The 10840-nt window shown below is 71.2% G+C and carries 12 protein-coding genes; 4 read left to right on the top strand and 8 right to left on the bottom strand.

What is annotated here, in order from left to right; translation table 11 throughout:
- Nucleotides 1-9 precede the first annotated feature (9 nt).
- Entirely contained in the window at nt 10-1227 is a 1218-nt protein-coding gene (locus LL648_RS41875) for a DUF480 domain-containing protein (protein ID WP_232668547.1), read from the bottom strand.
- Nucleotides 1228-1350: 123 nt separating this feature from the next.
- Here LL648_RS41875 and LL648_RS41880 point away from each other — a divergent pair, with 123 nt between their 5' ends.
- On the top strand, nt 1351-2025 hold the full coding sequence (locus LL648_RS41880) for a maleylpyruvate isomerase family mycothiol-dependent enzyme (RefSeq protein ID WP_232668548.1): 675 nt from the start codon (nt 1351-1353) through the stop codon (nt 2023-2025).
- Here the strand turns inward: LL648_RS41880 and LL648_RS41885 are convergent.
- Nucleotides 2003-2488, bottom strand: coding sequence for a DUF488 domain-containing protein (locus tag LL648_RS41885; protein ID WP_232668549.1), 486 nt, complete (start codon nt 2486-2488; stop codon nt 2003-2005). The two genes, LL648_RS41880 and LL648_RS41885, sit on opposite strands and share 23 nt — an antisense overlap.
- The gene (locus LL648_RS41890) at nt 2488-2883 is read right to left on the bottom strand and encodes a RidA family protein (protein WP_232668558.1); all 396 of its coding nucleotides are present in this window, start codon (nt 2881-2883) and stop codon (nt 2488-2490) included. The genes LL648_RS41885 and LL648_RS41890 overlap by 1 nt, the downstream gene beginning before the upstream one ends.
- A gap of 99 nt (nt 2884-2982) precedes the next feature.
- Here LL648_RS41890 and LL648_RS41895 point away from each other — a divergent pair, with 99 nt between their 5' ends.
- The gene (locus LL648_RS41895) at nt 2983-4017 is read left to right on the top strand and encodes a helix-turn-helix transcriptional regulator (protein WP_232668550.1); all 1035 of its coding nucleotides are present in this window, start codon (nt 2983-2985) and stop codon (nt 4015-4017) included.
- Here LL648_RS41895 and LL648_RS41900 read toward each other — a convergent pair.
- Together LL648_RS41900 and bioB are read right to left on the bottom strand one after the other, a co-directional pair.
- Entirely contained in the window at nt 3932-4468 is a 537-nt protein-coding gene (locus tag LL648_RS41900) for a hypothetical protein (RefSeq protein WP_232668551.1), read from the bottom strand. The two genes, LL648_RS41895 and LL648_RS41900, sit on opposite strands and share 86 nt — an antisense overlap.
- A gap of 86 nt (nt 4469-4554) precedes the next feature.
- Complete coding sequence (gene bioB / locus LL648_RS41905) at nt 4555-5610, bottom strand: biotin synthase BioB (protein ID WP_374112196.1); 1056 nt, start codon at nt 5608-5610, stop codon at nt 4555-4557.
- A gap of 55 nt (nt 5611-5665) precedes the next feature.
- Here bioB and LL648_RS41910 point away from each other — a divergent pair, with 55 nt between their 5' ends.
- The gene (locus LL648_RS41910) at nt 5666-6205 is read left to right on the top strand and encodes a TetR family transcriptional regulator (protein WP_232668552.1); all 540 of its coding nucleotides are present in this window, start codon (nt 5666-5668) and stop codon (nt 6203-6205) included.
- A 12-nt stretch (nt 6206-6217) separates the two neighbouring features.
- Here the strand turns inward: LL648_RS41910 and LL648_RS41915 are convergent, their stop codons facing one another.
- From LL648_RS41915 to LL648_RS41925, 3 genes are read right to left on the bottom strand one after another with little or no spacing between them, the layout of a single operon-like run.
- Complete coding sequence (locus LL648_RS41915; protein ID WP_232668553.1) at nt 6218-7009, bottom strand: SAM-dependent methyltransferase; 792 nt, start codon at nt 7007-7009, stop codon at nt 6218-6220.
- Between the two features lie 14 nt (nt 7010-7023).
- Complete coding sequence (locus tag LL648_RS41920) at nt 7024-8328, bottom strand: MFS transporter (protein WP_232668560.1); 1305 nt, start codon at nt 8326-8328, stop codon at nt 7024-7026.
- 20 nt (nt 8329-8348) lie between these two features.
- The gene (locus LL648_RS41925; RefSeq protein WP_232668554.1) at nt 8349-9572 is read right to left on the bottom strand and encodes a M20 metallopeptidase family protein; all 1224 of its coding nucleotides are present in this window, start codon (nt 9570-9572) and stop codon (nt 8349-8351) included.
- 82 nt (nt 9573-9654) lie between these two features.
- Here LL648_RS41925 and LL648_RS41930 point away from each other — a divergent pair, with 82 nt between their 5' ends.
- A complete protein-coding gene (locus LL648_RS41930; protein ID WP_232668555.1) occupies nt 9655-10677 on the top strand; it encodes an Lrp/AsnC family transcriptional regulator in 1023 nt (340 codons plus the stop codon).
- Nucleotides 10678-10840: the final 163 nt, after the last annotated feature.

Here is a 10840-nt window from a genome sequence, read left to right on the forward strand (position 1 = left end):
CGTCGCTCCCTAAGCCGTCGGTCGGCGCGCGAGGACGTAGAAACGATCGGTGGCCGCCTCGACGTCGGGCAGCGGGGACCGCAGGTACCACTCGACGTCCACCAGCCCGGCCGCGGTGACGGCTTCGAGCACGTCGGACGCGTCGTGCAGCACGAAGTCGAGGTCGACCGGGGCGCCGCAGAGCTCTTCGAGGTGGCGCACCTCCTCGCCGACGTGCAGCGCGACCGCCAGCTGCCCACCCGGGATCAGCAGCCTGGCGAGCCCGGCGATCACCGCCGGCAGCTCGGACGCGGCCATGTGCACGAAGGCGTACCACGCGGTGATGGCCGACCAGCCGGCCGCGGCGCGCGGCCGCATGAGGTTCGTCAGGTCGCCGACCTCGAACTCCAGATCCGGGAACAGCCCTTTGGCCTCGTCGATCATCGCGGGGGACAGGTCGTAGCCGACCACCGCCGCACCGGACGCCGCGAGTCGGGCGGCGACGTGCCCCGGCCCGGTGCCGACGTCCGCGACCGGTCCGCCGTCGGCGTCGGCGGCGATGCGGTCGAGCAGCCAACCGTCGAACGGCTTGTGCGCCAGCTCGCCCGCCAGCTCGCGCGCGTAGCCCTCGGCGGCGGCGTCGTACCCGGCACGCACGCGGGCGTCACGGGCCTCGGTGCCCTCGGCGATCACCGCATCCCGGTCGACCTGTGGGGGCGCCGGGGCGGCCACCGACTCCGGCAGCGGCCCGAGCAGGTGCGCCCACCGGCGGTCCTGCTGTCCCGCTTTGAGCTCCAGCTCGACGACAAGCGGCTCCGGCAGCTCGGCGAGGCCGCGCAGCGTCGCCTCCACCTCGGAACGGTCTTCGAACGCGTGCAGCCGCGCGGTCCGGGTCCGCAGCTCGCCGGGGGCCTGCGGCCCGCGCAGCAGCATCACGGTCAGCAGCGCCAGCTCGGGCTGCCCGACCCCGAGGTGCTCCTCGAGCCGCTGGTGGAACTTCATGACGCGCGACCCGGCGCCGGACCACACCGGCCGGACCAGCTCGCGGTCGCGCAGCTCCTTCAGCGTCGCCTGCAGCAACGACTCGTCGTACTCCGTCGCCGGCTCACGGTTGTTCGTCTGGTTGCAGGCACTGCGCAGGGCGTTGAGGGTGAGCGGGTAGCTCGCCGGCACCGTGCGCTGCTTCTCCAGCAGAGCACCGAGCACCCGCTGCTCGACGGCGGACAACTGCGGTCGCGACTCGGCCACGTCGCGAGCGTAATACGTCCCCGCCGACGTCGATCACCGCGTGCGCAGCGATGATCGTGCGCAGCGATGATTTCGGCGCCCGGCAGCCGTCCTACTGCGACAGGCTCATCCCGGGAGGACCCCATGACCGCAGCCGATCATCGCCGCTGGACGTCGAAGCAGGTGTGGGCCGCCGCGCACGCCGAGCGGGCCGCGCTGGCCGCCGACCTCACCGGTCTCGCCGACGACCGGTGGGCGACGCCGTCGCTGTGCGCCGGTCTCGACGTGCGGGACGTGCTCGCGCACCTGACCGCGGCGGCCAGCGTGGGACCGTTCCGGTGGATCGTGAGCGTGGTGCAGAGCCGGTTCGACTTCGATCGGCACAACGCCGACCGCCTCGCCGAGCAGCTCGGTGCCGACCCGGCCGAGACCCTCGCCAGGTTCCGCCGCATCATCACCAGCACCACCGCACCCTTCGGCCCGCGGATCGCGTGGCTCGGCGAGGTGGTCGTGCACGGCGAGGACATCCGTCGCCCGCTGGGCATCGGCCACACCTACGACCGCGAGGCCCTCACGCAGTTGGCGATCTTCTACCGGTCGACCGACTTCACGGTGCAGGGCCGGACGCTCACCCGCGGGCTGCGGGTGATCGCCACCGACGGCCCCTTCGCCGCGGGCCCCGACGACGGCCCGCGCGTCATCGGCACCACCCTCGCGCTGACGATGGTGATGGCCGGACGTCCGGCGTTCTGCGCCGAGCTGGCGGGCGACGGCGTCGCGATCCTGCGCGACCGGCTCACCGCAGGTGCTCGACCGTGACCTGGTGCTGCTCGGCCAGCCGCCGGGCGATCAGCGAGCGGTGGCAGGCCTCGGGGTCGTGCTCGACGCACAGCAGCGCCGCCGTCCCGGTGCGGGGCAGCGCCGACACGATCGGCCCGAGGTCGGCGTGGTCGAGGACCTCGGCGGTGTAGCGGCGGGCGTACTCGGGAGCCAGCACGCGGCGCGTGCGTTTGCCGACGCCCTGGCGGTCGTCCTCGGCGTACTGCAGCTGCCGCATCTCGGTGGTGGGGGTGAGCTCAGGATGGTGCGCGTAGGCGATCCCGGCCTCGGCGAGCGCAGCCTGCAGCCGGAGCGAGTTCGCCCAGGCGTACTCCGGCCCGCGGACCCCGCGGCGCTGCCGGACGTCGAGCAGCAACCGGACGTCCGCGTCGCGCAGCCGTTGCAGGAACGACTCGGCGTCGAAGCCGTAGACGCCGATCGTCACCATCCTGAGCGCCCGCATCACGCGACGGCGGTCCCTTCGAGCTCGACCATCAAGGTGGGGATCGCCAGCCGGGCCACCCCGAGTATCGTGGTGGTCGGTGCTACCGCGGCGGCGCCCAACCGCGCCGCCAGCACACCGTAGTGCTGGAAGAGCAGGTCGACGTCGGTGGTGTAGACGTTCAGCCGGACGAGGTTCGCGAGCGACATGCCGGCCTCGCGGAGCACACCCTCCAGGTTGTCGAGGCTCGACGCCAGCTGCGCCGCCATGTCCCCGTCGTGCTCGGGCTTGCCGTCGCCGCTCATGGCGGTCTGCCCGGAGAGGTAGAGGGTCCGGGTCTCGCCGGAGACGACCTCACCCTGGTTGAACCCCAGCTCGAGCGACCACGGCACCGGGTTGACGGCCGTTCGTTGCATTGCCACATCAGCTCCATACGATCCATCGGGAGTACGACGTGGGGAAGCCTCGCAACCGATACATGACGCCTTGTGTCATGTATTTCGTAGACTTTCCCGGTGCGTGCCGACCGGTTGGTCTCGCTGGTGCTGCTGCTGCGGCAGCACGGCCGCCTGTCCGCGGCAGCCTTGGCGCGCGAGCTGGAGGTCTCCACCCGCACGGTGATGCGCGACATGGAGGCGTTGTCTGCGGCCGGCGTCCCGGTCTACGCCGAACGCGGCCGCAGCGGCGGGTTCGCGTTGCTGCCCGGCTTCCGGGCGGAGTTCACCGGGCTGAACCACGACGAGGCGCTCGCGCTGCTGGTGGCCGGGTCGCGGCGCGGCGCGCAGGCGTTCGGGCTCGGTTCGGCGCTCGCCTCGGCCATGCTGAAGGTGGTCGACGCGCTGCCGGAAGGCCATCGGGCCACCGCCGCCGGTGCCGTGCAGCGGTTGCTCGTCGACCCGGCGACCGACCTCCTCTCCCGCAGGCTGGACGCCGAGGAGCTGCCCGCCACGATCGTCGCCGAGGTGCGGCGCGCGGTGCTCGCCGGGCACAAGCTGCGCATCCACTACGCGGCTGCCGACCAGGCCCCGGAGTGGCGAACGGTCGACCCGATCGGCCTGGTCACCGTCCGGAACCAGGGCTACCTGCTGGCCACGAGGTCGGGCGCCGACCGCACCTACCGGCTGTCGCGGGTGCTGGCCGCGGAGGAGCTCGCCGAACCCGCGGAGCGGCCGGAGCGGGTCGACCTGGACCGGGCGTGGCAGGAGCGCAGCACGCGGTTCCGGACCGGCGGCGACCAGGTTGCCGTGCTGGTGCGGGTGCACCCCGCGCGGCGGGAGGAACTGGTGGGCACCGCGCTGGCCGTCCGCGCGGAATCGACCGACCCCGACGGCTGGCTGCGGCTCGACGTCGCGTTCCAGGATTCTCGGCACGCCGAATGGGCGTTGTGGCAGCTCTCCACGCACGCGGAAGTGCTCGACCCGCAATGGTTGCGCACATCGCTGCACGACCGCGCAGCCGTGATCGTCAGCCGTTACGCGGACTCGTCGCGGCCCCCCGGAAGTACAGGTTCGCCGCCGGCCGGAACATCAGGACGATCGCTGCGACGATGACGCCGCTCTGCACGATGCCGAGGATCACCGACGGCAGGTCGATGCCGGGCTGGAGAGCCGGCAGGAGCGCCAACGTGACGATCGTCAGCGCCACCCCGAGGCCGCCCACGACGGTGAGCACGATGCGCGCCCAGTTGCGACCAGCGCGCATCTTGAAGGTCGCCACCAGCAGGAACGTCTCGAAGGCCAGGAAGAGGACGGCGCCGACGATCAAGGAGACCCGGGTGATGGACTCGGCCAGGGCAGCCTGGTCGGGCGAGAGGCCGGCGGTGGCGACGTCCGACCCCGGCAACCCGACGGTGGCGTAGGTGACGGTGTTGATCGCCAGCCCGGCCAGGGACAAGGCGGCGCTGACGAGCAGGAGTACGAACGCGGTGGTCACCGGGCCCGGTCTGGCCGCCGGTGGGGGACCGGACCGGCCTTCCGGCATCGGGTAGTGCGGTGTTGTCATCGTGGCCTCCGGATCGCGTGTGCCGTTTGTCGCGAAGGATCCGGAGCGGAAGTTTCAGACCGCTATCACGCCTGTTGCACGCCTTCTCATGCGTTCGGGGCCTGGTCGGTGCCGGCCCCGCGGTGCCTGATCGGGACCGACGTCGCGGGTCGCTCCTGCTGCTCGGGGCCGAGTACCTCGAACCCGGCGTCGGTGATCATCGCCAGGTCGGTCCGTGCCGCCTGGCCTTCACTGGTCAGGTAGTCGCCGAGGAACAGCGAGTTGGCCACGTGCAGCGCGAGCGGCTGCAGCGATCGCAGGTGCATCTCCCGGCCGCCTGCCATGCGGATCTCGGTCGCGGGGCAGGCGAAGCGGGCCAGCGCGAGGATCCGCAGCGAGCGCAACGGGGTGAGCTCCCAGGTGCCGGCCAGTGGCGTGCCGTCGAAAGGCATCAGGAAGTTGATCGGGATCGAGTCGCTGTCCAGCTCGCGCAGCGCGAAGATCGCCTCGATCAGCTCGTCGTCGGTCTCGCCCATCCCGACGATCAGGCCGGAGCAGGGGGAGAGGCCGGCCGCCTTCGCCTTCTCGACGGTGCCGACCCGGTCGTCGTAGGTGTGGGTGGAGCAGATGTCGGCGTAGCGGGACTCGCTGGTGTTGAGGTTGTGGTTGTAGGCGTCGACGCCGGCCAGCCGGAGCCGTTGGGCCTGGCCGTCCTGCAGGATGCCGAGGCAGGCGCAGACCTCGATGTGCGGGTGTGCGGCCTTCACGGCCTCGACGACGCCGGCTGCGCGGTCGACGTCGCGGTCGCCCGGCCCGCGGCCGCTTGCAACCAGGCACACGCGCGAGGCACCACCCTCGACGCCGGCGCTCGCCTGCCGCACGGTCTCCTCGGCCGAGAGCCAGGAGTACTTCAGGATCGGGGTGGCCGAGCCGAGCCGTTGCGAGCAGTAGCCGCAGTCCTCTGGGCACAGGCCGGACTTTAGGTTGACCAGGTAGTTGACCTTGACGCGGTTGCCGAAATGGGCGCGGCGCAGCCGTCCGGCCGCGGCGACCAGGCCGAGCACCTCGTCGTCGGGGCTGTTGAGGACGCCCTTCGCGGCGTCGTGGTCGAGCACGCCGCCTGCGAGCAGGTGCGTGGCGAGGTCGTCGAAGGTTTTGAACACTGTTCAAATCTAGGTACGCCGAGGGGCTCCGGACAAGGGGCGGCAGACTGCACGGGTGAGGGTGACCCGTGCGCAGATCGTCGACGGCGCGTTCGACGCGCTTGCCGAGCGCGGGCTGACCGGGCTGTCGATGCGTCGCCTCGCGCAGGACCTCGGGGTCCAGCCGGGCGCCCTCTACTACCACGTCGCCAGCAAGCAGGAGCTGCTCGCGGCCGTCGCGACGCGGATCCTGGACGGTGCGTCGTTCACCGCGGCCGACCCGCGGGGCGCTGCGCAAGAGCTGCGTGCGGCGCTCCTGCGGGTCCGCGACGGTGCCGAGGTCGTCTCGTTCGTGCAGGCGTTCCGGCCCGACGTGCTGGCGCCGGCCACGCGGCTGCGCAGCCTGTTCGCCGACCCGCTGGGCGCGCGCGAGGCGGAGTGGGCCGCGCGGACGGTCGTGCACTACGTGCTGGGGTTCGTGGCCGGGGAGCAGAACCGCGCCGAGCTGGTCAGGGCCGGGATCGTGGACGAGGACCCGGTCCGCGAGGCGGAATCGGCGGAGGCCTTCCTCTTCGGGATCGACGCGATACTGGGCGGTCTCGCGCTCCTCCGGTGACGGGTCGGTGGCTCAGGGCTTCCGGGCTACTCCGCCGTACCCGTCGATGTGCACGGCCTCGCCGACCTCGGCCGCGTCCGGGCGCCAGTCGGTGAGCGTGACGACCCCGGGCTCGACCAGGTCGAGCCCGTCGAACCAGGCTTCGATCTGGCGCGGTGAGCGCTGGTGGTAGGGCGATCCCAGGTCGGCCTGCGCCTTCGCGGCCGCCCGTGCCGCCTCGGAAGTGTCGGTGCCGTCCCAGAGCGCCATGTAGCTGCCGGCCGGAACCGCGCCGACCAGCGCCTCGATGATCGTGTGCACCTCATCGGGATCCTGGATGTAGCCGAACACCCCCATGAACAGCACGGCGATCGGCTGCTCGAAGTCGAGCACCGCCCGTGCGCCGGCGAGGATCCGCTCGGGTTCGCGGTAGTCCGCGTCGACGTACGTGGTGACGCCCTGCGGGCTGGAGTTGACCAGCAACGCCCTGGCGTGCGCGAGCACGATCGGGTCGTTGTCGACGTACACGATCTTCGATTCGGGCGCGGTCAGCTGCGCCACCTCGTGGGTGTTCTGCATGGTCGGCAGGCCGGTACCGACGTCGAGGAACTGGCGGATGCCGGCCTCTGCGGCGAGGAACCGCACTGCGCGCACGAGGAACTCGCGCGACTTGCGCGCCTCGGTGAAGACCCCCGGGTTCAGCTGGGCGAATGCGTCGCCGACTTCGCGGTCGACCGGATAGTTGTCCTTGCCGCCCAACCAGTAGTTCCAGATCCGGGCAGCGCTGGGGACGTCGAATCGGATCTCGGGGCCGTGCTCGGTCATGGCTCCGAGACTAGTCAGCGCACCGAACGTGACGCCGGGGCCATGTCGTCCGCTCCGAGGTCGCGGGCCCGCGTCTCGGGCATCAGGAACACCGTGATGATCGAGATCGCGGCGAGGCCGATGGCGTACCACTCGAACGCCGCGGGCGCGCCGATCGAGGCGAACCACGCCTGCAGGTAGGGCGCCGTGCCGCCGAACAGCGCCACCGCGATCGAGTACGGCACGCCCAGCCCGGCGGCGCGGATCGAGGTCGGGAACATCTCGGCGAAGGCAGCGGGCCCGATGGACGTGAAGCCGCCGATGCAGATCAGTGCGATCGTCATCGCCACGCCGAGCATGACCGCGCTGTTCCCGATCATCGCGTTCAGCGGGATCAGCAGCGCGGCCATGCTGAAGCAGGAGATCAGGAGGACCGGCCGCCTCCCGATGCGGTCCGACAGCATCCCCCAGAACGGCAGCACCCCGATGAAGATCACCTGGGCGACGACGCCCGCCCACAGCGCGCCCTTCTGGTCGATGCCGCGGTTGGTGATCGCGAACGACGGCGCCGCGACCGCCCAGACGTAGTAGATCACCGTGGCACCCACGGTCATGCCGATCACACGCAGCAGCAGCACCGGGTGGTCCATGATCTGCCGCCACAGCGCCGGCCGCACCTCTGGGGCGATCGCCTCGGCAGCCGCGGTGAACGTCTCCGTCTCGTGCATCCGCGAGCGGATGTAGATGGCGAAGATGCCGAAAAGGCCGCCCAGGATGAACGGGATCCGCCAGCCGTACGCGGCCATCTCCTCCTTGGTCAGGATCGTGGCCAGCACCGCGCCCATCAGGGTCCCGACGATCACGCCGCAGGTGCCGGAGAAGTAGATCAAGCTCGACCACAGGCCACGACGTTGCGGCGGCGCCATCTCGCAGAGGTAGGTCTGCGCCGTCGGCAGCTCCCCGCCGTGCGCGAGCCCCTGCAAGAGGCGCGCTGAGACCAGGACGATCGGCGCGAGGACGCCGATCGTGTCGTACGACGGCGTGATGCCGATCAGGAGGCTGCCTCCGGCCGCGAGCGCGACGGCGAGGGTCATCGACACCTGCCGGCCCTTGCGGTCGGCCACCCAACCGAACACAAAACCGCCGAACGGGCGGGCGAGGAAACCGACCGCGAACACGGCCAGCGTCTTGAGCACGTCGGACGCCGAATCGCCGCTGTGGAAGAACTGGGTCGCGAAGAACGCCGTGAACGTGGCGTAGATGTTCCAGTCGTACCACTCCAGCGCGTTCCCGATGCCGATCCCGAAGATCGTCCGGGCCCGCGACTGCGTCCCCTGCATCTCCTTCCTCTGCGCCGCGCTCACGACCGCACCGCCAGTCGCTCGACGGCGAGCGCGGCGTACAGGGCAGCGGCGTCGCCGAGCACGGAGTCGTCGAACTCGGCGCGTGGTGAATGGTTCATCGGGGCATGTAGCGGATCGAGCTCCGGCATGCAGGCGCTGAGCCCGACGAACGCGCCGGGCACCGCGGCCAGCACCCGTGAGAAGTCCTCCGAGCCGCTGATCGGCTTGTCCAGTTCCTCGTAGCGGTCGTCCCCGACGAGCTCGCGGATCACGTCGGCGGCGAATGCGGTCTCCGCGTCGTCGTTGACGGTGAGCGGGTATTCACCCTCGAAGTCCCACTCGACGTCCACGCCGTGCGCCGCGGCCACTCCGTCGAGGACCCTGCCGATGCCGGCGTGCAGGCGCTCGGCGTTGACCTCGCTGAACCTGCGGACCGTGGCTTCGAACGACGCGGTGTCGGGGATGACGTTGCGGGTGGTCCCGCCCGAGATCACGCCGACCGACAGCACGACGGGATCGAAGACGTCGAACGTGCGGGTGATCATCGTCTGCAGCGAGGTCACCATGTCGGCCATGGCGCTGATGGGGTCGCGGGCGTGGTGCGGTGCCGAGCCGTGGCCGCCCGCGCCGCGCACCGTCACGCTCAGGCGGTGCGACGCCGAGAGGATCGGGCCCGGCTTGCTGATGAAGATCCCTTTGGGCTTCAGGTTGGAGAACACGTGCATGGCGAAGGCGTGGTCGACGCGCCGGCCCGCGGCGTCGAGCACACCCTCGTCGAGCATCACGCCGGCGCCGTCGAAGCCCTCCTCGCCCGGCTGGAACATGAAGACGACGTCGCCGGCGACCTGGTCGCGGTGCTGGGCGAGCAGCCGTGCGGCGCCGACGAGCGCGGTGGTGTGCAGGTCGTGACCGCAGGCGTGCATGGCGCCGTTGGTGGAGGCGAACTCGGCGCCGGTCTCCTCCACGACGGGCAGCGCGTCCATGTCGCCGCGCAGCAGGACGGTCCGCGGAGCGGCGTCGGTGCTGGCGCCGCCGCGCAGCACGGCGACCACGGACGTCGTGCCGGTGCCGGTGGTGACCTCCAGCGGCAGACCTTGCAGTGCGGTCAGCACCCGCTCCTGGGTGCGCGGGAGGTCGAGCCCGGTCTCCGGGATCGTATGCAGACTTCGGCGCAGCTGCACCAGGTCGTCCTGCAGGGCGGCGGCGTCGTCGCGGATGCTGCTCAGCTGCGCTGCTGTCATCCGGACAGTGTGCGACCGATATCCGCTGCTCAGGCCTAGACTCACTGTTTTCGACCATGGATCGGCCCCAGGCGGTGATTTCGTGCAGTCGAACCTGTCGGAAGCGGACATGGCGCTCATCCACGCGCTGCAGGTCCGGCCCCGGGCGTCGTGGACGTTGCTGTCGGGGGTGCTGGGGGAGTCGGCGCAGACGTTGGCCGGCCGCTGGGCCCGCCTGCGCGGCCAGGGCATCAGCTGGATCACCGGCTACCCGAAGGTCGATCACACCGGCAGCGTCGCGATCGTCGAGGTCGACATCGCCCCCGGCATGCTCGACGCGGTCTGCGCCCGCCTCGACCACGACCCCCGCGTTGTGTCGATCGAGCATGCGGCGCACGGCCGTGACCTCGTCCTGACCGTCTACGGCACGGACTTCGCGGAGCTCTCGGCCACGCTGCTGGACGACCTCACGCGGCTGCCGGGCATCGTCGCGACCCGGGCGCACATTTCGGCGGCGTTCTTCGTCGAGGGCGCCAGCTGGCAGCTCGACGCGCTCGACCCCGGCCAGCGCGCAGCGCTGCTGGTGGGTGTGCCGACCACACCGGGCCCGCCCGTCGACCTCGGCCATCCCACCTACGCGCCGCTGGTCGACGTGCTCGCGCTGGACGGCCGCGCCTCGGCGACGCAGCTGGCGAGGGCCACCGGCCGCCCGGAGTCGACGGTGCGCCGCCAGCTTGCCCGGCTGCTGCGCAGCGGCCGGCTGCGCTTCCGGTGCGAGGTGGCCCAGATGTGGACGGCGTGGCCGGTCAGCGCCACCTGGTGGTGCCGGGTCCCGGCGAACGCGCAGGCGGGCCTGGTGGAGGCCGTGCGGCGGGAGCCCCGGGTCCGGCTGTGCATGTCGGTGACCGGTCCCGAGAACATCCTGATCGGCATGTGGACGGCGTCGGTGGCCGACGTGATGCGCATGCGGGCGTGGCTGGAGACCCACCTCGGCGGCGGCATGATCGCCGACACCGCCGTCGTCCTGCGCACCCGCAAACGGATCGCGTGGATGCTGCACCCCGACGGCCGCTGCACAGGCGAGGTGCATCCGCTGAACCTGGCGGTTCACGCGACGCGGACATGATGGTGCGGTCTTCGGCGGGGGACTTGATCCGGATCGATATACCTGGGTGGGATGAACTCGGGTAGGCCGTCTATCATCCGGACGATCCATTCGGTGGCATGTATTTCGCGGTGGTGCATTCGGCATAGCATGACGAGGTTGTTGATTTCGGTTGGTCCGCCGT

Source organism: Pseudonocardia sp. TRM90224, assembly GCF_021245725.1.
GTDB lineage: Bacteria > Actinomycetota > Actinomycetes > Mycobacteriales > Pseudonocardiaceae > Pseudonocardia.